This window comes from Anoxybacillus sp. ST4, from assembly GCF_019448545.1.
Classification (GTDB): Bacteria; Bacillota; Bacilli; order Bacillales; family Anoxybacillaceae; genus Anoxybacillus; species Anoxybacillus pushchinoensis.
On sequence record NZ_JAHZOE010000005.1, the window covers coordinates 1 to 22688 of the forward strand.

Genomic DNA, 22688 nt, shown 5'->3' on the forward strand with positions numbered 1-22688 from the left:
TTGAGATTTCGTGTACAATTCACTGTATAGTCCTCCTTGGTCTGATTTTAGGTGTTGACACCCCTGCATCATACCAAGAGGGCTTTTTTCTTTCAAGTCCCCGAAAACCTTTCTAACAGGAATGCTCCTTTTTTACGTCTTGATAGAATCCGTTGTTCTTTTACCAACTTTTCTTCTAATCTTCGAAAAAACTTAGGATTAGAGTAGACAGTTCCATCTGAAAGAATAGCAAAATCTTTCAAGCCGACATCTATGCCCACAGAAGAATCTGTTTTTTCTAACGGTTGTACTTCTGTTTCTACAAGAATGGATACAAAATGTTTTCCACTTGGATTTCGTCTAATTGTTGCATTGAGAATACGACCTTCTACTTCACGACTCTTTGCAAAACGAATCCATCCAAGTTTAGGCAATTTGATTTTATTACCATCAATAGCAATATTGCCATTTGTATGTTTTGTCGTGTAAGACTGAACAGGATTTTTCTTGGACTTAAAACGTGGTTTATTGTTTTGTTTCTTGAAGAAACGAGAATAAGCATCAGCGAGATTTTTTAATGACGATTGAATCGCAATACTATCTACTTCTTTTAGCCAAGTTAACTCTTTTTTTAGTTGTGTTAACTGAGCAGAACAAGAATTATAAGTTAATCCTTTTCCTGTTTCTTTGTAAGCATTATCCCATTTTGCTAAAAAATGATTAAATACAAATCGAGAACAACCAAATGTCTTATTAATTAATATTTCTTGTTCTTTGTTTGGATAGATGCGAAATTTGTACGCTTTGTTGACTAACATTGACTTCACCTCCTTTTGTATATATACTATAAGTATATATTTTATTACCAGCATATGTCAAGAATATATATATATTAGGAGGGTGAAATGATGGAACGTGTACCAAAATTAATTAAGTTTCCTGTCGATTTAGTCTTTCGAATTGAGGAATATCGAAAGAAAAATAACATTTCAACTTTTGCAGGTGCGGTTTATGAGCTGATTCGCAAAGGCTTGGAAAAGTAATGGAATATATCTCTGAAAATCATAGTAAACATTTGCTTATATGCCATTTAATATTTGTTTGCAAATATCGAAAAAAGTTATTATTAAAAGTCGGTGATGATATTAAAACTGAAATCGAATCAATAGCTAATCATTACGGTTGGCAAATTATTGAGCAAGAAATAGACCAAGACCATATTCATATCTTAATCAGGTATTCCACGAAATGGAGTATTCTTGAAATCGTTAGATTATTGAAGCAACTCACAACTTATCGAATGTGGCAACAGCATAACAAATATCTTTCTCAGCATTTTTGGAAAGAACGAACCTTTTGGAGTGATGGATATTTTTCTTGCAGTATTGGAAATGTAAGCAAAGAGATTATCCTAAAATATATTCAAGAACAAGGTCGTTAGGGCTTACATCCCCTAGCCTAAAGGCGTAGGGGTTTTACGCCCATCTCTATAAACGATAGTACTAATGACGCTCTTATTTAGAAGGATTGATGATTTTTAAATGTTTGTCAATGAAAATTTTTATCACCCTCATACTTACGGACACACGCACAATGACAACAAAATGAGAACATCTTAAGAAATATTCGTGATAATTTGCAACGTTAGAAGAAAGCGTTTTAAACGGCAAACGAACATCATATTGGCACCTACTCATTGTAAAACAAAAAACTGCCGTCTCCAAAAAGGTCGACGACAGTCCCCCCTACTCCAACAACCGCTCCACTTCTTCTTCCGAAAGGTCCGTGACGTTCGCAATGTCTTTTACACTCATCCCTTTTTTCGCCATCGTTTGTACAAGACGCTTCATTCCTTGCTTTATTCCTTGCTTCACCCCTTCTTCTCTTCCTTTTTCTAACGCCTTTTGTTCATAAGAAATAATCAATTCCATCACTTGTTCTTTTTCTTTCGTCTCCATTTCATTCACCTCGCTTCGTAGTCTTCGTTCTTCTTCATCGGATAGTTTCATATATGTTTCAAAAAAACCAAACAGCAATCGTTGTTTCGCTTCGTCCAATTCCATCCGTACAAGCATACGTAAGAATTGTTTTTTCAGTTCTACTCGTTCACTTTCAGTATATCCCATTTTGCTTAACAATGCAGCGGCGATTGGATTGTCTTGACGAATGTAGTTTCGCCAGTTTTGTTTGCGCAATTCGACAGTAAAAAAACGAAAGTCAAGCACGTTGCCAAAAGGAAATTGGAGGGTAAATGTCGATGGTTCGTCGCGGATCGTATCGTAGCTAAATACAGCAATTGGTACAATGTTTTTACGGTACTTTTCAAACAAACGGCTAAAATAAATAAACATCCGTTCAGGAAATGATGGTTGCACATAGCTTTGGTTTTCGATATGCACAATGACAAGCCCATCTTCGCCTTTTAACTTCGTTTCGACAAGCACATCGACACGGTACTTTTCTCCTGCTGTCACATCGGTGAACAACTCCTCTGATAAAAACGACAAATGCCGAAAGTCGATATGCTCATGCATCGCCGGAAAAAAGAGAACAATAAATTCCTCAAAAAACGTTTGAATCAGCTCTTTAAACAGACGGTCATGATCAATGGACATATAGTCACCTCGCATACAATGATTTCGACGTTTTTATTCGACAACATCGGCGATTTTCCTGCATACAAAATGTGGGTGAATTCTCGAACATGCTCGGCAGTCAGGAGGAGGGGAGAAACAACAAAAAAAACCCGAGCTCTTTCATCGAACTCGGGTTTTGCGATGATTCCGACTGGGCTCGAACCAGCGACCTCCACCCTGTCAAGGTGGCGCTCTCCCAGCTGAGCTACGGAATCGTATGTTGTTGTGTTATCGAACACATTTTTCATTATACGTACTGTACACTACTTTGTCAAATACTTTTTTAAAAAATTTTTAGCCATTGCGTATGCAACGGCTAATGGCGGATGAAATCGATATGGGTTGCTTGAAAGAGCCCGTCTTTATATTCGTATGAGACAATTAAACTGCCGATATATTCGCCCCTTTTTCTTTCCAACAATAAAACGGCCTTCAATTTTTGTTTATCGACGGCGTATTTTAAAAAGCGATTGAATGTTGTCTTTATCCCCTTCCCGCCTTCGCGATTGTGCGGAATAAGCGCGTGGACATGATCGATGATCAACTCTGTCCCTTCGTCCGTCTCGTTCATTTTGACGCTCTTTAAAATGATCGGACGCGGATCTTCGACAAGGACTTCTTCAATGCCGTTTCGTTGATGGGATAACACATGCACCTCGTTTTTATACGTTCCGTTTCCGCGCGATTTTACGAGAAAAACAACAATATCTTCCTTTCCATCTTCCGTAACGTCCACGGAATATAATTGCGGAAGTGCTTTCGGATCGTTTACATGTTCCCATTCTGGAAACGTATACGTCTCTTTTCCGACATGTAGCGTTAAGTTGCGAAGCCACTCTCCATCTTCTTTGCCACATAGCTGCACGTTCGCTTCGTCCAATTTTTTCGTACACACGTCCCCTTGAGCCGACACGACCGTCATAACTGATAATAATAAGGATAAAAACATACGCGTCCTCCAAACCTTTTTTTCACTTAGTATGAAGAAAAAACAGAAAAAATATGTATTGCCTTTTCTAAAAAAGACATGATATGATAATTAGAAAAACATTCGAAAGGGATGGTGAGCTATGAGACGTGTCACATTAACTGACATCTTCCTTCACCCCATCACTCAAAAATATTTGAAACGTTCAGGCGTCGCGCACGCCATCGCTACCGCATACCACGCATATCGCCTCGCCTTGCTTTATGGAGTGAACGTCGATTTAGCAACAAAAGCTGCTTTGCTTCACGATATCGGTCATTATGAATGGTACTCAAACGGAACGTGGGACTATGAAACATATAAACAAAACGATATTCATGCGATTAAAGGGGCAGAGCGAGCGCATAAGTTGCTTATTCGACTCGGCGAACACCCTCAACATGCGAAAGAAATTGCCCTCGCCATTTTGCTTCACACCGATTCGTATCTTCCAGAAGGAGAATTAAAACGAAAGCCGCTCCAGACGATCGTCAAACTTGCGGATGAAGCGGATGAAGAACCGGGCGGTAAACATCATTATCGCCAAATCGATGACGAACTCGCCTTGAAAAAAATTCAACAACTTGATCGCATGGTCGAACAGCAAATGAAGCGTGATGCGCTCGACCAAATTAGCTAAGGCTAGGCGATGTGCCTAGCCTATACATATGATAACGCCTGTTCCACATCAGCAAGCAAATCATCGGTCGCCTCTAATCCAACACTTAGGCGCAACAAGCCGTCCGTAATGCCGCGGCGATGGCGCTCCGCTTTCGGCATAGCGGCATGCGACATTTTCGCTGGATACGATAAAATCGACTCGACCGCCCCGAGACTGACCGCAAACACAGGGATGCGCGCATGTTTCACAAACGTCCGCACCGCTTGTTCGTCCTCCAATTCAAACGACAGCACCGCGCCAAACCCGCGCGCTTGATCGCGATGAATGACGTGCCCTTCATGAAAAGAAAGCCCTGGATAATATACGTGCGCCACTTTCGGATGACGATGTAAAAACTGCGCCAGCTGCAACGCCGAACGTGAAGCGTAATCTAACCGAACGTGAAGCGTTTTTAACCCGCGCAACACAAGCCACGCATCTTGCACGCCAAGCACCGCACCGAACGAATATTGCAGTTTGCGCAGCTCTCGCGCCAAGCGCGCATCTTTTACAACCGCAAGTCCAGCTACAACGTCGCTATGGCCAGCTAAAAATTTCGTCGCGCTATGCAAAACGACATCGACGCCGAGATCAAGCGGACGCTGTAACACAGGCGTCGCAAACGTATTATCTAAAAACGTTAAACACCCGTGCGCCTTAGCGAGCTTCACAACCCCACGAATATCCGTAATTTTCAATAGCGGATTCGATGGCGTTTCCATATAAATGACTTTCGTGTTTGGGCGAATGTGGCGCGCTACCGCATCTAAATCAGTCATATCGACAAACGTATGCTCGATGCCAAATCGGCTCAATACATCGGTGAGGATGCGATACGTTCCACCATACACATCATCGGTAATTAATACGTGATCCCCTTTTGATAACAATAAAAAGGCTGTTGAAATGGCAGCCATGCCCGATGCGAACGCAAAACCGCTCGCTCCACCTTCTAATTCCGCAATCGTCTCCTCTAACGCCTCGCGCGTCGGATTGCCCGAACGGCTATAATCGTATTTGCCAAACGTATCGAAATCAAACTGATGAAACGTTGACGCATGATGAATCGGAACGCTAACGGCCCCTGTTTGCGCATCGATCCGCCATTTATTGTGAACGAGTTGCGTTTGCAAATCCATCTTTTACACCTCTTTCATGCGTTGAAACGCTTGAGTTAAATCGGCAATTAAATCGTCCGCATGTTCAATGCCGACAGAAAAACGCAATAGGCGATTACACACCCCGTTTGCGATGCGAACATCCTCTGGAATATCCATATGCGTTTGCGTCGCTGGATACGTAATAAAACTTTCGACACCGCCTAAACTTTCCGCAAACGTAATGAGCTTTAAACTTCGCAAAAAGGCATCCACCCATTTTTCATCGCGCACGCGAAACGACAACATTCCTCCTCTTCCCGGATACAATACGTCCGTCACATCTTCATGTTCGACTAAAAATTCATATATCGCCTTTGCGTTTTGTTCGTGCTGGCGCATGCGAAGCGCAAGCGTCTTCATGCCGCGAATTAACAGCCATGAATCAAACGGCGACAACACTGCACCGATGGCGTTATGATACATCGCTAGCTGTTCGCACAATTGTTTTCCTTTGGCGACAATGAGCCCGGCTAGCACATCGTTATGTCCGCCTAAATATTTTGTCGCGCTATGAACGACGATGTCGGCTCCTTTTGTGAGCGGCTTTTGCAGTACAGGGGTGTAAAACGTATTATCGACGATAAGAAGCAGCCCATGTTGTTTCGCAAACGCCGCGACCGCTTCGATGTCCGCTTCTTGCATTAAAGGATTCGTTGGCGTCTCTAAAAAAATCGCTTTTGTTTTGTCCGTCACATATGCCTTTACCGCATCAACATCGCGAAAATCGACGTATGTAAACGACAGCCCGTATTTCTTCCATCCTTTTTCAAACAAACGATACGTTCCGCCATATAAATCGGCCGAAACGAGAAAATGGTCGCCGCTTTCAAACAGCGCAAACACCGTTTGAATCGCCGCCATGCCTGAACTACATGCGAAACCTTGATCTCCTTCTTCTAGCTGTGCAATCGCTTCTTCGACAATATGCCTTGTCGGGTTTCCCGTCCGAATGTAATCATACCCTGTCGACTGCCCGATGCCTTCATGCCGATACGCCGTTGAAAAATATACTGGTGGATTGACCGTTCCCGTCGCTCTCTCGCTCCGATTGCCAATTTGCGCTAACCGCGTTTCAATATGACTCATTCGCTCTCTTCCTTTCTAAAAAAATAAAAGCCTTCAAAGAAGAAGGCTTTTTTGTCCATAGACAATCGCTTCTTCTTATCTTCCGAATTGAACGCCAATTCGCTGGATTTAGCACCTGACCGTTTCTGGCTGGTTGCTGAAGCTTCATCGGGCCAGTCCCTCCGCTTCTCTCGATAAGAACGCAAAACAATATCGAATTTTCTGATTTTAAATTAATGTACATCATTTACAACAAAATTGCAACTGTTTTTTATTCCCCTTTCAACAACAAACAGCATGCATCCCATCAAAGATATGGCACATATATTTGCACTTCACATGTAAAAATAGACAAATCAAATCGATATATGGTAAAGTGGGGGCAAAAGTGAAGGAGGTTGGAAACAGTTAAAATAAATTTATAAAATTTAGCCAAACTCTATATACAACTTACAAAATGATTCAGGGGTTGGTAAAAGATGATAAAGACTTATAAGGTCATGCTTTTGCCAAACCAAAAAAAGTGAAGAAGTTGGAGAAAAGACTTAAAAGGCTACAACGTAAACTAGCGAAAAAATATGAGGAAAATAAAATAAAAACAGAAGGAGGTGAATTCCGTTACAGAAAAACAAACAATATAAAGAAGTTGGAATTCCTTGTTTTAAAAACGTATCGAAGGCTGAAACATATCAGGCACGATTATATTCATCAAATCACTGCATCTTTGGTGAAAACCAAGCCAGAGTATGTTGTGATGGAGAGCTTACATACTCATGGAATGTTAAAGAACAGAAAGCTATCGAAAGCTGTACAAGAACAAACATTCCGCGAGTTTAAAAGGCAAATGGAATATAAATGTGCTTGGAATGGGATCAAGTTTATAGTTGCAGATCGATTCTTCCCTTCGTCTAAAACTTGCAGTCATTGTGGTGCTGTAAAAGATAAACTTTCTTTATCAGAAAGAACGTTTGTATGCGATGAATGTGGAAACAAAATAGACAGGGATGTAAACGCAAGTATAAACCTAAAAAATTATGGCAAATCAATAGCCTAGCAATTGATATGTACCCATTCGTTAGTGGGGAGTTTAAGCCTTCGAAGCGCCATATCAAACGAGAGTAGTTTTGGCGAAATCGGGCGCGATGAACAAGGAAAGAAACATAGGTCTTTATAAGATTTTTAGCTATCTTATAAAGCCTTATAAGTTTTCTGTAACGGAATATAATGACTGCTTTATTTCTCGCGCACGGATCACCAATGTTAGCTATTGAAGATAGCGCATATGCATCGTTTTTAACCAATTTCGGTAAACGCATAGATGCAAAAGCAATCGTTTTATTTACTGCACATTGGACGACGCGTCAACCGACCGTTTCATCAATTGACGGAACGTATGAGATGATTTATGATTTTTCCGGTTTCCCACGTGAATTGTATGAAGTAACTTATGCTGCACAAGGTTCAGTCGAATGGGCAAAACGCGTCCAACATCATCTGAAGCACGTCTCCCCCATCGTCAATATCGACGAGAAGCGCGGACTTGACCACGGCTCATGGGTATTGTTAAGCCGACTATTTCCAAAAGCAAACGTTCCAATTATTCAGGCATCCGTTGTTCCTTCGTGGACACCAAAGCAGCTATTTCAACTTGGTAAAGCGTTACGCCCGTTGCGTGACGAAGGTGTCATGATCATCGGTAGTGGTGGCACAGTGCACAATTTAATGGCGCTTCGCTGGGATGAACAAACGAAAGCAGATTGTTGGGCTGTCGCCTTTGATGATTGGTTGCTTGCTCAGTCATCTGCCCATAGTGAAGATGTGTTTCACTATGAAGAAAAAGCCCCTTATGCTAAACAAGCCGTCCCGACTCAAGAACATTTAGCACCGTACTGGATTGCTTACGGAGCCGGCAATCGCTCGCCACATGTTTTATTCCGAGAATACGAGTACGGAAACTTAAGCCTTTTAGCTGTATCATTTTAATGGAGGGATTCCGATGTGGAACGAGTTTAAGAAATTCGCTATACGAGGCAACGTCATCGACTTAGCTGTCGGAGTGATTATTGGTGGGGCATTTGGAAAAATTGTTTCTTCCCTCGTCAATGACATTATTATGCCCCTTGTCGGTCTCATTTTAGGGGGAATTGATTTCAGCAAGTTATCTTGGAAAGTCGGAGAAGCAGAAGTGAAATATGGGGCTTTTATTCAAACTGTCGTTGACTTTTTTCTCATCGCCTTTTCCATTTTTATATTTATTAAGCTGTTAAACAACTTGCACGAACGAATGAAAAAACAAGAAGAGACGAAACAAACCGCACCAACGATTACAAAAGAACAACAACTGCTCACAGAAATTCGCGATTTATTGAAACAACAAAAAGAAATGTCGTAAAGGGCTGTCCGAAAAGTCGCATGTCATCCTATCAAGAGCTTATTGGACAATACAAGTAAGAGACTTGAGGCATCGCCCCAAGTCTCTTATCGTTCCGCCGCAAGGGCATCCGCTTTTGTCGGATGCACCGTTCCAGCTGGGTGTTGTGGTGGGGCATAAATCGAGTACAGTTTAAGTGGAACGTTGCCCGTGTTAATCAAGTTATGCCACGTTCCCGCTGGCACGAAAATAGCCGATCCGTCCGCTACCTTTCTTTCAAACGTGAGCTGATCTTTCCTTTTTCCCATGCGCACCATGCATATAGCTCGGATAGTAATAATACACATTCCCACCTCTTTCAATATCATCAATCGCTATGTTATGCGCCATGGATAAATTCGACAAGGCTGTTGGCTTTCTTCGTTTGAAGAAGGTCAAGTCCGGTAGAGACGTGACAGTTCGCCTCGAACATACTGTACACATAAGCCAGTTGCACTCTTTCGTAAATATTAAAAAGACATCGGTTTAAATCTAACCGATGTCTTTAACTAAATCCTACAACTAACAATAACTATTCCTATAACTAATTAGTTAATGGAAAAACCGCGTAAAATCAATATTCGAGCAATTTTTATAACTAATTTTATTAACTAAACCTATAACTAATTTAAAACTAAGTTTAACTAATTAGTTAATGCCCATTTTGGATAGCGGGCAGAACCTTGATTTACAATAGTTCTATCCTTCTTAGACATTTCTTGAAGCAGGTTTCCGATGTACCTCTTTTTTTGCTTTTCATTGAGAGCATCAGATAGTTTATCTAGCAACAAATCATCAATATCTTTCCTACTTGCCACTTTATACTGACGCAAAAATGAAATAATCAGTTGCTTATAATGCTCTTTATCAAAGGCCCTGTTTTTAATATAGGTAGTTTTATCTCCTGTAATTTCAGCGATTTTAGCGGAAACATATAGGTTTGGATATCTGCCTTCCACTAATTTTAATGCCCTTAATTTTTTTGCTTCTTCTTGTGTGATGCGTTGCTTTTTTTGCACCTTATCTAACGCAATCACTACACTCAAATCTAGATCTGTATGGCTGATAAGCATACGAGTATAGTTATAATCCAATATTTTGCCGTAAATGGTCACTTTTACTTTATTCGGTTCACTTAAATCATAATCCGGCATTGGAAAGAATCTTTTTCGTTGCTCTAAAAACATTTTCTTAATTCCCGAACCAATTGTATCAATCATATTCAGATTGACCATTGCTTCGGCTAAAAAGCGATTTCGATAATATTCTTGAGGTGCATCACGTTCAATCACATTCTCAATCGTTTCAGGAATAAATTCACCAAGATTTGTAAAAATTAATTCCTCTGGTTTTTCAACAACATTAATTCGTCCTTGAAGAGTGTAATCTTGATGAGCAATACAGTTATGCAATGCTTCACGAATGACGTAAGGATCATACTGATTCACTTCAATTGGGAACAAACTTTGGTCCGGCATATAGCGATATTTTAAATTGCGGATTTTTGCAAAAAGTTCATTTGTGTTTAAAATAAATGGCGGTCCAAAATGCTCATAATCCCTCTCAATATTATGTTCGTCTTTCAAAATCCATGTCATTTTTGCAACAGCCGGCGCCAAAAAGTGTTCGGATTCAGGTTTACCAAGCAATATAATGGCTGCTCTCGTAATTTGTCCGTTAATCGTTACCCTTGCTTTATTCAGAAACGTTATATCATCCCATTTATCGACATCTTCGGCTAAACGTGGATTTTTCTTTTTATACTCTTCTCTTGCCTTCTCAATGGCCGTTTTATCTAAGTCATCAATCGTAGCACCGGGACAAATCACGGCCGACCAATCTTCTTTCATACGTTGGTTGCGAATACTTTCGATTTCTTGTATGCTGAGTGGAACCTTCGACTCACCATTTCGGCCAAAATAATGACCTTTCCAAGATGTTGGCATTCCCTTCAGCGCAGCAGGAATTTGAAACATAATCACCCTGCCCTCTGGATAAAAAAGTTCATAAATCTCAACAAACGACAGCCCACCGTTTGTATGCCTCGATATCTCATGTTTAAGGCTATCTAAATCGGCTCTATTTTCTCTGTATTGTGTTCCAACAATTTCTTTATTTTTATCTTTTACTCCAAAAATAAGCCACCCATAAGGCTGATTTTTTAAGTTAGCCTCATTGCTTAACGCTGAAAAGTATTCACCTAAATCATCAAAACCAAAATTATTTTTGGCTTCTTTAAACTCTACCCATTCATTTTCGGAGGGAAGGCTTCTAAATTTATCCAATAATTTTTTTAGTTCTATTTCATTCAATATCGTCACCTCCGCAAATACGATTATAGCAGTAGAATTTACTTTATGTATAACATATCGCAATTTTTCCTTATTTACTATATATTATACATTCAACACATATCCTATTTTGTCCTTTCTGCAAAAGACAACGTCTATAAAAAATTAAAAACAGAGTGATTCTCCCATTTTCAATCTTCCATTATATAAATAGCCTCTTCTTGATTTATTTCCTTGCTTCCCATTGTTAAAAATTCCATTAACTACTTTCATCATTAATAAATGTCGTAAAGGGCTGTCCGAAAAGTCGCATGTCATCCTATCAAGAGCTTATTGGACAATACAAGTAAGAGACTTGAGGCATCGCCCCAAGTCTCTTATCGTTCTGCCGCAAGGGCATCTGCTTTTGTCGGATGCACCGTTCCAGCTGGGTGTTGTGGTGGGGCATAAATCGAGTACAGTTTAAGTGGAACGTTGCCCGTGTTAATCAAGTTATGCCACGTTCCCGCTGGCACGAAAATAGCCGATCCGTCCGCTACCTTTCTTTCAAACGTGAGCTGATCTTTCCTTTTCCCCATGCGCACAATGCCTTCCCCTTGTTCGATACGTAAAAATTGGTCGAGATGATTATGAATTTCTAATCCGATATCTTCTCCAACTTGAAGGCTCATTAACGTCACTTGCAAATGCGGCCCTGTCCATAGCACCGTACGAAACATATTGTTTTGTTTCGTCGCTTCTTCTATTTGAACAACAAATGGATTCGGCCCGTAATCTTTCGCGGTTGCGCGCGGAAGCGGATACCCCATCATCGGATATGGATACATCGGCATATACATATAGCTCGGATAGTAATAATACACATTCCCACCTCTTTCAATATCATCAATCGCTATGTTATGCGCCGTGCTTGAACAACGTCCCCTATGTCAAAAACAATTTATACTGCTTTCACCCATTGAAATGAACGATGATCTGTATGCAATACCTCGATTTAACAATTTCATATACTCGACTTGTTACAATTTATGGTAAAATGAAAGAAATTGGTTAAGTACTGAAAGAAGGATTGAAAAAAGCTTAGAACAACGTCGAGAAGAAGGAAATACGGGAGTGGTTAGGAGATTAGCTTCGACATGTTTTCAAGAAGGGGCTGTCCAAAAAGTCAGCGTAACTGACTTTTTGGGCAGCTTCAAACGTTTATGCATTCAACGCAGCTTCTTCCTCGTCGCGCAAATTGTGGGCAAGGCGACCGGATGCGCTAGCGGCAACGCTGGCAACTAAGTCGTCTAAAAACGTATGCACGCCTTTGCCGCGCTTCGTGTCAAGCTGCTTAATAATCCCGACTTTATTTTTATCTAAATGACCAAACGTTGTTACCGCGATGCTTCCGTACCCGAGCACTGCGCCGAGCGCCAACGTTTCATCGACGCCAAACAGTCCTTCGTCCGTCTCGACAATCGTTTGAAGCGGCTCGGACAGCATGCCTCGTTCGGCCAGTTTATCGAGCTCGATGCCAACTAAAATCGCATGCTGTACTTCGCGTTTTTGCAGCACTTTTTCGACGCTCTCAATACATTCCGCCATCGTTAGCTCTTTGTTGTAAGGACTTTGCATTTCATATACAATCTCAGCAATTGCTGGAATCGTCACCCCACGTTCCGTCAATAACTGCAACGTTCTTTCGTACACTTCTTTGCTTGTCACACGCTTCATGCTTCATTCCTCCTCTCGTTCTATCATTATATCACGCAACGACAAAAAATGCAGAAATGTGGTACGATAAGAAAGAACAACGTCGAAAAAGGATGGGAGAACATGCAAGAGTTAAAACTTCACAGCGAACATTTAGACGAAAAACTATCGTTGCCCGTATACTGCTCAAAACCTGTCACACCGCTTTATAAACATCTCGTCCTCATCGCACAAGATGGACAAGATTATTTTATGTTTGGAAAAATTGCCCGCGTGATCGATGAGCTTGGGGTGCGCGCTGTCGTCATCGGCGTGCCATACCGCAACGTTTCAGATCGCTATGACAAATATCACCCGAACGGAAAAAAACGAGAAGCGTACATGCGCTTTCTAGCAAACGAACTTGCGCCGCTTGTCGATGAACAGTTTTCGACATATCAAATCGGCTCGAGCCGCATTCTCATTGGCGATTCGCTCGCAGGAACCGTTTCTCTCCTTACTGCGATGACATATCCGCATACGTTCGGAAAAGTCGTCATGCAGTCGCCATATGTGAACGACGATGTGATGGCGCACGTGCAATCATTTACGGACTGGCATTTGCTTGCGCTTTATCACTCGATCGGCACGCAAGAAACGGAAGTGAAAACGACAGATGAGGCTGTCCGCAACTTTATTGAACCGAATCGTGCGCTATGTACCATCCTTCAAGCAAAACAAGCTCGCTATCACTACCACGAGTTTGACGGCGACCATTCGTGGACATACTGGCAACGAGATTTGCCGGCCGCATTAAAAAAAGTTATCGAAATGTAACAGTATTTTCCGAAAATTTGTTATAATATATAAGTATAATGACGAAAGGAGGAAGGTCGCATGAAATGTGGCATCGCGATTTTTCCATCGAAAAAAGTACAAGATTTCGCTAATTCGTATCGCAAACGATATGACACGCATTACGCGCTCATCCCACCTCATATTACGCTCAAATATGCGTTTGATGTGGAAGAAGACAAGCTCGCCGAACTCGTCCAACAACTGCATCGCGTTGCGCGCGAAACGGAGCCATTTACGATGCGCATCACGAAATTCAGTTCGTTTTATCCGGTCAATAACGTCATTTATTTAAAAGTAGAGAAAACGGAACCGCTCGTTCAGCTACACGAAACATTGCATCGTCCGCCGTTCGTCGAACAAACAGACTATGCGTTCGTACCGCACATTACAATCGCGCGCGATTTGTCAAACGACGAATATTCGGACGTATTCGGCCGCTTTAAAATGCAGTCCGTCTACTTTGAAGAACAAGTTGACCGATTCCATCTTTTATATCAACTTGAAAATGGATCGTGGTCAGCATATGAAACATTTCACCTCGGAAAGGAATAACTATATGCATGTAAAACGAGGACAAGACGAAGCGCTTTGGCGTGATGCGTTGTTCGTTCGCCGCACCGTCTTTATCGACGAACAAGGCGTATCAGAGGAAGAAGAAATTGACGCATTCGAAAGCGAGTCCGTTCATTTCGTTTTATACGACAACGACAAACCGATCGCCGCTGGTCGCTTTCGCACAATAGACGGTATCGGTAAAATTGAACGCATTTGCGTCCTTCCTGCTTATCGCGGACGCGGAATCGGGAAACAAATGATGGAAGCGATCGAACAATACGCTTCACAACACGTCACAAAAGTGAAACTAAACGCGCAAACGCATGCCGAACCGTTTTACAAACAGCTCGGCTATGAAACGGTATCAGACGTCTTCCTTGACGCTGGTATTCCACATGTGACAATGGTCAAAACGATCAACATGCGATCATAACGGTCGCATGTTTTCTTTTTCGCTTGGCATACTAAGGAAAAAGCTACATACGAAAGGATATCGTTATGAACGAATTTGGACAAATCGCACTTGAGTTAGTTGTCGGTTATGTCGCTTTATTTATGATGGCGAAAATACTCGGACGAACACAAATTACCCAAATTACACCGTTTGACTTCATTTCCGCCCTCGTTCTCGGCGAGCTTGTCGGAAACGGGCTATACGATGCAAATGTCGGGCTTTCTAAAATATTGTTTGCGATCGCCATTTGGGGACTGCTTATTTACGCTACAGAAATGGTGACGCAAAAGAAAAAAGAACTGAGGGAACTGCTAGAAGGAAAACCGGTGATCGTCATTTCAAAAGGAAAAATTTTATATAACGCATTAAAACAAACGAAACTCGACTTAAATCAGCTCCAACATTTGCTTCGCGCTCGCAACGTCTTTTCGATTCGCGAAGTCGAATACGCCATTTTAGAAACGGACGGCACAGTAAGCGTCATGAAAAAAGCGCCGTATGAACAACCGACGCGTCAAGACCATAACATATCCGCATCTCAAGCGACATTGCCCGTCACCGTCATTATCGATGGAGAAGTCATTTGGGACAATATACGAGAAAATGGGTGGGACGAACAATGGCTTCAAAAACATATTCGCCATGCGGGGTTTGAAAACTACAGCGACATTTTATACGCCGAATGGCAAGAAGGAAAAGGAATGCACGTGCAGGCATATTAACGTTTTTTCTCAGACGACCGATCTTTCGGGCGTTTTTTCTTTTCAGCGAAACTTTCTTTTTTTTCATTCGTTGTGCGTTGTACGCTTGTTGCGCGCGGGACAATGAATGGATTCGAACGAATTGGCGGGATATGCACTGTTTCCAACCTCCTTTGTTATATCATTCGCCATCTAACGAAAAACTCCTTTTCTCTTATTGTATGTTTTGTTAACATAGACGTTGACGTTACATGAAGGAGTTTTTACGATGAACAAAGCGCAATATAAAGGCAAATTGTTTGACCTTCATACATTGCCACGAGAAAAATACGAGCTCGTTTACGAACAAAGTTTACGCAATAAATGGACGTGCCCGATGTGCGGTGGAATCGTTCGCTTGCATTTAGCGATTGAACATGCCCCGCACTTTTATCATGTTTCGAATCCGTGCATAAAAGAAGAACGACAACGCGGAAGCGCAGTTGCCATCCCGCCGCAGCAACCGTTTCAAGCGAAAGAAAAAAAACAAACGACCGTATGTGGCGTGTCGCTCGATGCAGATCAATATGAAGCCGTCCGCCACATCGAAGGGCCGCTTCTCGTCCTCGCCGGTGCGGGAAGCGGCAAAACGCGCACGTTAACGACGCGCGCTGCCGCAATGATGACAAATCATCACGTGAAAGCTTCAAACATGATGATCGTCACCTTTACGACAAAAGCGGCAAAAGAGCTAGCGGAACGACTGCATGCATACAGCCTTGATGTCCTGCCGACAATCGGCACGTTTCATAGCTTATTTTATCGCATGTTACAACATGCCGATCCGTTTCGCTGGCGGCATGAACGGCTCATTCGCGACTGGCAAAAAGAGCGGATGATAAAAGAAATCGGGCGCGACATCGGCATCGACGAGCGCGATTTTCCGTATGATCAAGCGATGCAGCGCATGTCGTATTGGAAAAATACGCTCACCGCGCGCGATGACATCGCGATTGAAAACGAATGGGACGAGCGCGTCGTACAGTTGTACGTGCAATATGAAGAAAAAAAGCGGCAACACGATTTATTTGATTTTGATGACATGTTATATGCGTGCTATGACATGTTGCGAACGGATGAAAAACGGCTGAAACAATATCACGAACGGTTTCATTATTTTCTTATCGATGAATTTCAAGACATTAACCATGTGCAATATGAAACGATGAAGCTGCTTGCGTCACATACGCATCATATATGCGCGGTTGGGGATGACGACCAAGCGATTTATGCGTTTCGCGGCTCGGATTCATCGTTTATTTATCAATTTCAACATGATTTTCCACATACAAAAATCGTAAAGTTGACGGAAAATTATCGTTCGCCGCATCCGATCGTCTCGCTTGCCAACAGCATTATTTCTAAAAGTCGCACGCGCATTCCGAAACACATGAACGCCCAAACGGATAGCGCACATATGCCGACATGTTTCTTTCCGTACGATGAGGAAGAAGAAGCGACGATGATCGTATGCGACATACAAGAGCGAATGAAACAAGGCGCGAAACCGAGCGATATCGCCATTTTATGTCGCACAAACGCCGCGTCGCGCGCCGTCTTTGAACGGCTCGCTCAACTGCGCCTCCCGGTGACGACGGACGGAGAATCATTTTACAACCGGCGCATCGTGCGCTATGTATTAAGCTTTCTTCAGTTAAGCATTGATCCGAACAACGAACAAGCGCTTACCGATGTGGCGACGGTGTTGTTTTTAAAACAAACGGTCATGAACGACTTAAAGGCGATCTCGATTTTACAAGACTGTTCGCTCGTGGAGGCGCTCGCTAAACTCGATCGTATCGCACCGTTTCAACAACAAAAATTGCGCACGATCGTTCCGCTATTTGCGAAAGTGAAAGAAATGAAGCCGCTTGAGGCGATCGATTTCATTGAAAAAGAAATGGGGTTTGGCGACTTTTTAAAAAAGCGCGGCAACGAAGGAAATACGATAGAAAAAGGATCCGATGACGTACGCGATGTAAAAGTTGTCGCGCGCAAATTTAAAACGATTCCCGCGTTTCTTGCCCACGTCGCGCGCACCAAAGCGTACGCCAACACGACATGCGATGACGGCATTCAACTGATGACGATTCATCGTTCGAAAGGGTTAGAGTTTCCGATCGTATATATCATCGGGGCAGTGGACGGACTATTGCCGCACGACTACGCGCTTGAAGCGTACCGAAATGGAGATGTCGCACCGCTTGAAGAAGAGCGCCGCCTTCTTTACGTCGCCGTCACGCGCGCCAAAGAGCGTCTCTTTATTTCCGTTCCGTCCATGCGCCGTTTAAAAAAAGCAAACGCCTCGCGCTTGCTTTCTTTTAAGAAAAGCGAAAAGCGCCCCCATTTCGCCTAAAGGCAGCCCGCGTCCTGCGGGCAACGGCGAAATGTCGCCATCCTTGGCTCCGCGAAGAGCGCACAAGCCCCACCGAGGAGAGCTCGAACCAAGCGGTCGCTTGGTTCTGCGTGGGGAACATCACTGAAGTGTCTCAATGTGTCGCCGCCAAAAGAAGGGGCGGAGCGCATCACACCGATGGCGCTTGGAGCTAGACAGCTCTTAGGACCCAAATGCGTATGCTTTCTTTTCTCGAAACAAAAGCGAAAAGCCTCGTCTAAGACTTTTCGCTTTTTCGTTATTTTTTATTTAACATGTTCGCGATCGTATTGAAATCGATTTGTTTTCCGTTGTTGACGATCGATTGCACAATTTTATCTTCCAATTCTTTCGGCACGTTGCGATTAGCGATTTGCGCCACGCGCTTCACGATGCCGCGCACCGTTTTTTCATCTTTGAAATTCGCATGTTGCAACGAGTTCGCAAGCGCAAAAATGTCTTGCATATTGACGCCCGTTTTCTTTTCGATATTTTTAAAAAAATGTTGATCCATCTTTCTCCCGCCTCCTTCACTTTTCTTTTTCAGCATATGAAAAAACAAAAAAAACGTTCCAAAGGCGTGACCCTTTGGAACGTCTCTTTTTAGTGAACGAACGCTGCACCAACGATAATTAACAAGATGAACAACACGACGATTAACACAAATGTTGAACCGTATCCACCGCCGTAGCCGTAGCCACCGTAACCATATCCGCAATATCCGAAGCCCATGAGACTCCACCTCCTTGAACGTTGTCGCTTACATCATATGCATATAAATGAATTTGGTATGGGCGCTCCTATAAAAATTCTCCTCCTTGCCGAAACATGCGGGCGAACTGTTTTTCTTTTTTCGCAAAAAACGATTCCGCATCGCTCATGTTTGCTTGAAACTGTTGAAATAGCATTTCATTTATTTTTTCAAGTTGGTTTAGCGTCATCTCCATCTCTTTTCCCCATGCATCAAACGCCTTCATAAACGCATCGTGTTTTTGATGTTTTGCGCGCGCATACGATTGCAGTTCTTTTTCCAATCGATCCATCGTTTTTCCCCCCTTGCTTTTTCATACGTTAAAAACGAAAACATGTGCTAAAATAAAAGACGAAATCAAAAGAAAGGACGTGTCATATGGAACGACTACAAGACGCACAACAATTTAAACAAGCGATCGCCTCAAGCACGCCGGTTGTCGTTAAATTTTTTACAACATGGTGCCCAGATTGCGTACGAATGGATCAATTTATGGATGAAGTCATTGCCGCTTACCCGCAATTCACATGGTATGACATCAACCGCGACGATGTGCCAGACATCGCCGAAACATACAACGTTATGGGCATTCCGAGCTTACTTGTATTCCAAAACGGCGAAAAAATCGCCCACTTGCATAGCGCCAATGCAAAAACACGCGAACAAGTCGAGGAGTTTCTTCAAACGATTAAAGGCTGACAAATGATGTCAGCCTCATGACATTTCATGATTCATTCTTTACCAAAGCAACGGGCTCTAGTTGGTATTTATTAATGCGAAAAACTCGGTCACACAAAATATCTATATCTTCTTGATTATGACTTGTCAATAAAATTGTACGCCCTTCACTTTTGAAAGATAATAACAAATGACGAATGTTATTTACACTTTCAGCATCTAGCGCATTGAATGGTTCGTCTAATATAAGTATTTGTTGGTCTTCCATAATTGCTTGGGCAATCGCTAGCTTCTGCTTCATACCTAAAGAGTAATGTTTCACTTTTTGCTTAGCTTGCGGTTGTAATCCGACTTTTTCCATTGTTTCTGCTATTTTTTCATCACTAATCTTCCCTCTAATCATTGCTAATTCCTTCAAATTTTGAAAACCTGTTTTATTAGCTATATAACCAGGACGATCTATAATGATTCCGATATTATCCGGAAATCTTTTACTTCTCCCGATTTCTACCCCGTCGACAACAATACTCCCTTCATCTGGAAATACGAATCCGCATATCATTTTAAATAAAACAGATTTACCGGAACCGTTCGGACCTACGATACCACATATACTTCCTTTTTCTATATCTAAATTAACATTTTGAAAAAGTGTTAATCCTTTATAAGATTTACTCACATTTTTCAAGGAAATAACAATCGACATTTTCCATCCCACCCGTGTTCATTTTTTATATTTTTAATCTTTGTTTCAATAAATAACGAATTATAAAATATGAAACGATATTCATCGTAACTAAAATAAATGTTAAGTAATAAGGAGAATAATCCGCTAAATAAACAATTCCATTTAACCCTACAGGTATGATCCCTTTTGAATTCACACTAGGCAACATGAAAAGCATCAACATACTAGTCAAAACAACACCATATATTGATTCCTTGCTTGTCCAAGAAAATATAAAGACAAGGCTTATATAAAAAACGATTTGCAAAAAACCGTTAACAAAAAAGTGATAAATTACTTCATGTAGCGGATTGGAAAGCAAAGTCATGTAAAAACTAACATGTGCTCCAAAACAAACAGCCAATACGAGTGAAAGAATAATCAACATGAACAAAAAGAAAACGGTTACCCCCATTAACTTCGTCATCCAGCTCCAAAACCATTTACTTAAACTCTTGAAACGAATGATTTTATAGTATCCTAACTGCTCAATCTCATTACTTAGAAAAAGCAGTTGAATTAAATAAACAAATCCAAAAAATACGACTGAATAAAAGAAAAACGGAATATAAGCAAAACGATCGGCACTAACCCCAGCAAAAGACATAACGAAAACATCCCAAACTGTCACATCAGGGGATTGAACTAATGATCGAGCTGTTGCTCCTATCCCCATGACACAAAGAGAAAAATAAGTGAAAATAGGTATATGTGATTTTATTGAATGAACGTACACTTTTTTATTTAAATCTAAAAATTGTAAAAACCATATACAAACACAAAAAAAGGTGATGACTACAATATAAACAGGGATAGGAGAATGAAAAGCATCTACGCCATTAGTGATTGAAAAAAAGGAAAGCGGCGACAAGAAAGCGAACTCATTTGGAAATAGCTTGAATCCTATAATACTGAAAAGGAAAAAGAAAACGCTAATAAAAAGCATGAAATTCTTACTTTTAGTTACCACGTACGTGACTGCGAAAACGATGTGTAACAATGAAAAAATACAGAGCAACAAGAATAATTGCGCCACGAAGACAGATGCAGGTTTGTTAAAGAAATATACAAGCTGATCAAGTGTATTAGTAGAATGTGCTGTCTTACTAAACTCGCTCCAACTCCATGAATAGGGAAACCCAATTGCCATAAATAACGACATAAACACCCATAGGCATAGTAGCGGAAAGGCGATTTCCCAGAAATTTTTAAAGGAATAATATATCCATTTCTTAAACGATCCTAAGCGAACTAAAATTTGATAATCAAATTCGACCAAAATAGACTTTATTAAAAGCAATAACACAATAGGAACAACGAAATAAAGAATGAGATACGGATCAGTTAACAGGCGCAAAGACACATCCCAGTTGTTGAAGTGTAATCGCTGTTGATGTGCAACTTGAACGATCTCACTTTTAAGCATTGCGCCATAAAAGTAAAAAACAGCCCCTACAATAATCCACTTTATACTAAAGATATTCTCAACACTCTCTCGTTTCATAGTCTATATCATCCATTCATTCTCATTTCGTATCGAAAATACAAAAACGATAGCTAAAACAATTAGTAAAAATGAAAACGGAACAAGCACAGTCCATAGAGGTTGCTGTTCAATATTGAACGGAAAAATCGTACTAAGTGGTGAAAAAATGGCCACATGAAACAAACCGGTCACAAAGTTTAAAATATGATAAAAAAGAAACGGGATCGACAAAGCGATGAATGGATTACTGACATTTAGCAATAGAAAAAAAGCAATGGTAGAATACACTATGCCATTTACGGCAACCCACGAAGAATAAATAAACCCATATGTTAACGCTCCATGCGATAAAAACTGTGAAAAAGTTACAGCAGGTATACGCATATGTTCATTAGAAGGGCTATAATGAATAATACCTAATTTTTGTTCAAAATATACGATAAAAAGAAACGGGAGAAAAATGAGCAAAAACGTAACAATTCCCGTTAGCAGAGCATTCACCAATCCTTTACTAATGATGTAAATATGTAGTGGAACTCTAGTACGAGTATACGTAATAAACTTGTTTCTTTGTTCCTGTAAAAAAGAAGGTAAATAAATGATGATGGCGATAACAGGAAAGAGCAACGGAATAATGCCTGACACTGTTTCGTGAAATACTTCAATCGGTTCATAAAACTGATATCCTTCTTTTACCATATAAAATCTAACCGTTGGTAACAAAACAATAATACTTATCCAAAAAAATAAATTTTTTTTTGTAATTGCTCTTTTCAATTCGACTACCAATTGGTTGCTCAACATTTCTTTCACCCTCTCATTCGCGAAAAATGAATCGTGATCGTCGGACGTTCATCCTAAACGATCACGATAAATATTTTTTAATTACTTCTCCATCTTCCCGATACTTGAACATTTACTGGCGTCGTTATATCATTACTGAACTCAACTCGCGTGCTCAATCCTTTCGGAACAGAGTTTGGTAGATTGCGATAGTCATCATCCGTTATGCTACGCACCCATGATCCTGTACCAGAGCTCGCCACCATTCTCGCATCAACAGTATACGATCCTCCAACGATCGCCGAATATAACTCCCCATACGTTCCAGACGAATCTTTTGTCTGATAACCAGTATAACCGCTACCATTGAATCTTGGAACGGTTGTATCATAGTTTGACCAGCTAGTACCTGCCTGCACTACTCCACCGAACACCACTA

Annotated in this window: 26 protein-coding genes, 1 tRNA gene, 3 pseudogenes and 1 riboswitch; of the genes and pseudogenes, 12 read left to right on the forward strand and 18 right to left on the reverse strand. The window is 41.3% G+C overall.

What is annotated here, in order from left to right:
- Window positions 1-122 precede the first annotated feature (122 nt).
- Window positions 123-797 (reverse strand): annotated as a pseudogene (locus tag K1I44_RS05260) (RNA-guided endonuclease TnpB family protein); the annotation flags it as partial.
- Window positions 798-884: 87 nt separating this feature from the next.
- Between K1I44_RS05260 and K1I44_RS05265 the strand changes: the two are divergent.
- The gene (locus tag K1I44_RS05265; protein ID WP_219985618.1) at window positions 885-1022 is read left to right on the forward strand and encodes a hypothetical protein; all 138 of its coding nucleotides are present in this window, start codon (window positions 885-887) and stop codon (window positions 1020-1022) included.
- Window positions 1022-1420: an IS200/IS605 family transposase gene (gene tnpA / locus K1I44_RS05270; RefSeq protein ID WP_219985490.1), complete on the forward strand. Its 399-nt coding sequence runs from the start codon at window positions 1022-1024 to the stop codon at window positions 1418-1420. The genes K1I44_RS05265 and tnpA overlap by 1 nt, the downstream gene beginning before the upstream one ends.
- Window positions 1421-1724: 304 nt before the next feature.
- Here the strand turns inward: tnpA and K1I44_RS05275 are convergent, their stop codons facing one another.
- The 3 genes from K1I44_RS05275 to K1I44_RS05285 form a co-directional block, all read right to left on the reverse strand.
- Entirely contained in the window at window positions 1725-2594 is an 870-nt protein-coding gene (locus K1I44_RS05275) for an Rpn family recombination-promoting nuclease/putative transposase (RefSeq protein ID WP_219985491.1), read from the reverse strand.
- Between the two features lie 163 nt (window positions 2595-2757).
- Window positions 2758-2830, reverse strand: a tRNA-Val gene (locus tag K1I44_RS05280).
- A 101-nt stretch (window positions 2831-2931) separates the two neighbouring features.
- On the reverse strand, window positions 2932-3564 hold the full coding sequence (locus tag K1I44_RS05285) for a hypothetical protein (RefSeq protein WP_219985492.1): 633 nt from the start codon (window positions 3562-3564) through the stop codon (window positions 2932-2934).
- Window positions 3565-3685: 121 nt separating this feature from the next.
- Here K1I44_RS05285 and K1I44_RS05290 point away from each other — a divergent pair, with 121 nt between their 5' ends.
- The gene (locus tag K1I44_RS05290; RefSeq protein WP_219985493.1) at window positions 3686-4222 is read left to right on the forward strand and encodes an HD domain-containing protein; all 537 of its coding nucleotides are present in this window, start codon (window positions 3686-3688) and stop codon (window positions 4220-4222) included.
- Between the two features lie 20 nt (window positions 4223-4242).
- Here the strand turns inward: K1I44_RS05290 and metC are convergent, their stop codons facing one another.
- Together metC and K1I44_RS05300 are read right to left on the reverse strand one after the other, a co-directional pair.
- Window positions 4243-5382, reverse strand: a complete 1140-nt coding sequence (gene metC, locus K1I44_RS05295; protein ID WP_219985494.1) for a cystathionine beta-lyase — start codon at window positions 5380-5382, stop codon at window positions 4243-4245.
- Between the two features lie 3 nt (window positions 5383-5385).
- Window positions 5386-6489 (reverse strand): methionine biosynthesis PLP-dependent protein, encoded by a 1104-nt coding sequence (locus K1I44_RS05300; RefSeq protein WP_219985495.1) that lies wholly within the window; start codon window positions 6487-6489, stop codon window positions 5386-5388.
- Window positions 6490-6561: 72 nt separating this feature from the next.
- A riboswitch (SAM riboswitch) is annotated at window positions 6562-6669 on the reverse strand.
- A gap of 316 nt (window positions 6670-6985) precedes the next feature.
- Here K1I44_RS05300 and K1I44_RS05305 point away from each other — a divergent pair.
- The 3 genes and pseudogenes from K1I44_RS05305 to mscL all read left to right on the forward strand — a co-directional run.
- Window positions 6986-7522, forward strand: a pseudogene (locus tag K1I44_RS05305) (RNA-guided endonuclease InsQ/TnpB family protein); the annotation flags it as partial.
- Window positions 7523-7692: 170 nt separating this feature from the next.
- Window positions 7693-8451, forward strand: coding sequence for a DODA-type extradiol aromatic ring-opening family dioxygenase (locus K1I44_RS05310; RefSeq protein ID WP_219985496.1), 759 nt, complete (start codon window positions 7693-7695; stop codon window positions 8449-8451).
- Window positions 8452-8464: 13 nt separating this feature from the next.
- A complete protein-coding gene (mscL, locus tag K1I44_RS05315; protein WP_219985497.1) occupies window positions 8465-8860 on the forward strand; it encodes a large conductance mechanosensitive channel protein MscL in 396 nt (131 codons plus the stop codon).
- An 86-nt stretch (window positions 8861-8946) separates the two neighbouring features.
- Here mscL and K1I44_RS05320 read toward each other — a convergent pair.
- The 4 genes and pseudogenes from K1I44_RS05320 to K1I44_RS05335 form a co-directional block, all read right to left on the reverse strand.
- Window positions 8947-9156, reverse strand: a pseudogene (locus K1I44_RS05320) (cupin domain-containing protein); the annotation flags it as partial.
- Between the two features lie 366 nt (window positions 9157-9522).
- Window positions 9523-11199 (reverse strand): RNA-binding domain-containing protein, encoded by a 1677-nt coding sequence (locus K1I44_RS05325; RefSeq protein WP_219985498.1) that lies wholly within the window; start codon window positions 11197-11199, stop codon window positions 9523-9525.
- A 347-nt stretch (window positions 11200-11546) separates the two neighbouring features.
- Complete coding sequence (locus K1I44_RS05330) at window positions 11547-12008, reverse strand: cupin domain-containing protein (RefSeq protein WP_255573247.1); 462 nt, start codon at window positions 12006-12008, stop codon at window positions 11547-11549.
- Between the two features lie 361 nt (window positions 12009-12369).
- The gene (locus tag K1I44_RS05335; RefSeq protein WP_219985500.1) at window positions 12370-12885 is read right to left on the reverse strand and encodes a phosphatidylglycerophosphatase A family protein; all 516 of its coding nucleotides are present in this window, start codon (window positions 12883-12885) and stop codon (window positions 12370-12372) included.
- 102 nt (window positions 12886-12987) lie between these two features.
- Here K1I44_RS05335 and K1I44_RS05340 point away from each other — a divergent pair, with 102 nt between their 5' ends.
- From K1I44_RS05340 to K1I44_RS05355, 4 genes are all read left to right on the forward strand, one after another.
- Window positions 12988-13680, forward strand: a complete 693-nt coding sequence (locus K1I44_RS05340) for an alpha/beta hydrolase (RefSeq protein ID WP_219985501.1) — start codon at window positions 12988-12990, stop codon at window positions 13678-13680.
- 60 nt (window positions 13681-13740) lie between these two features.
- Entirely contained in the window at window positions 13741-14253 is a 513-nt protein-coding gene (locus tag K1I44_RS05345; protein WP_219985502.1) for a YjcG family protein, read from the forward strand.
- A 4-nt stretch (window positions 14254-14257) separates the two neighbouring features.
- Window positions 14258-14689, forward strand: a complete 432-nt coding sequence (locus K1I44_RS05350) for a GNAT family N-acetyltransferase (protein ID WP_219985503.1) — start codon at window positions 14258-14260, stop codon at window positions 14687-14689.
- 65 nt (window positions 14690-14754) lie between these two features.
- A complete protein-coding gene (locus tag K1I44_RS05355) occupies window positions 14755-15432 on the forward strand; it encodes a DUF421 domain-containing protein (RefSeq protein ID WP_219985504.1) in 678 nt (225 codons plus the stop codon).
- On the opposite strand, the gene K1I44_RS05360 is transcribed toward K1I44_RS05355, so the two are convergent.
- The gene (locus K1I44_RS05360; RefSeq protein WP_219985619.1) at window positions 15429-15578 is read right to left on the reverse strand and encodes a hypothetical protein; all 150 of its coding nucleotides are present in this window, start codon (window positions 15576-15578) and stop codon (window positions 15429-15431) included. The genes K1I44_RS05355 and K1I44_RS05360 overlap by 4 nt on opposite strands.
- Window positions 15579-15679: 101 nt before the next feature.
- On the opposite strand from K1I44_RS05360, the gene K1I44_RS05365 reads away from it, so the two are divergent.
- On the forward strand, window positions 15680-17806 hold the full coding sequence (locus tag K1I44_RS05365; protein ID WP_219985505.1) for an ATP-dependent helicase: 2127 nt from the start codon (window positions 15680-15682) through the stop codon (window positions 17804-17806).
- A gap of 277 nt (window positions 17807-18083) precedes the next feature.
- Here the strand turns inward: K1I44_RS05365 and spoVIF are convergent, their stop codons facing one another.
- The 3 genes from spoVIF to K1I44_RS05380 form a co-directional block, all read right to left on the reverse strand.
- The gene (gene spoVIF / locus K1I44_RS05370; RefSeq protein ID WP_006322845.1) at window positions 18084-18338 is read right to left on the reverse strand and encodes a sporulation-specific transcription regulator SpoVIF; all 255 of its coding nucleotides are present in this window, start codon (window positions 18336-18338) and stop codon (window positions 18084-18086) included.
- 89 nt (window positions 18339-18427) lie between these two features.
- Entirely contained in the window at window positions 18428-18556 is a 129-nt protein-coding gene (locus tag K1I44_RS05375; RefSeq protein ID WP_009362140.1) for a YjcZ family sporulation protein, read from the reverse strand.
- 68 nt (window positions 18557-18624) lie between these two features.
- On the reverse strand, window positions 18625-18867 hold the full coding sequence (locus K1I44_RS05380; protein ID WP_219985506.1) for a hypothetical protein: 243 nt from the start codon (window positions 18865-18867) through the stop codon (window positions 18625-18627).
- 86 nt (window positions 18868-18953) lie between these two features.
- Here K1I44_RS05380 and K1I44_RS05385 point away from each other — a divergent pair, with 86 nt between their 5' ends.
- A complete protein-coding gene (locus tag K1I44_RS05385; protein WP_219985507.1) occupies window positions 18954-19274 on the forward strand; it encodes a thioredoxin family protein in 321 nt (106 codons plus the stop codon).
- 25 nt (window positions 19275-19299) lie between these two features.
- Here K1I44_RS05385 and K1I44_RS05390 read toward each other — a convergent pair whose 3' ends face one another.
- From K1I44_RS05390 to K1I44_RS05405, 4 genes are all read right to left on the reverse strand, one after another.
- The gene (locus tag K1I44_RS05390; RefSeq protein WP_219985508.1) at window positions 19300-19959 is read right to left on the reverse strand and encodes an ABC transporter ATP-binding protein; all 660 of its coding nucleotides are present in this window, start codon (window positions 19957-19959) and stop codon (window positions 19300-19302) included.
- A 25-nt stretch (window positions 19960-19984) separates the two neighbouring features.
- Complete coding sequence (locus K1I44_RS05395; RefSeq protein WP_219985509.1) at window positions 19985-21484, reverse strand: hypothetical protein; 1500 nt, start codon at window positions 21482-21484, stop codon at window positions 19985-19987.
- A gap of 3 nt (window positions 21485-21487) precedes the next feature.
- Complete coding sequence (locus tag K1I44_RS05400) at window positions 21488-22270, reverse strand: ABC transporter permease (RefSeq protein ID WP_219985510.1); 783 nt, start codon at window positions 22268-22270, stop codon at window positions 21488-21490.
- Window positions 22271-22347: 77 nt separating this feature from the next.
- The gene (locus K1I44_RS05405) at window positions 22348-22683 is read right to left on the reverse strand and encodes a hypothetical protein (RefSeq protein ID WP_370627964.1); all 336 of its coding nucleotides are present in this window, start codon (window positions 22681-22683) and stop codon (window positions 22348-22350) included.
- Window positions 22684-22688: the final 5 nt, after the last annotated feature.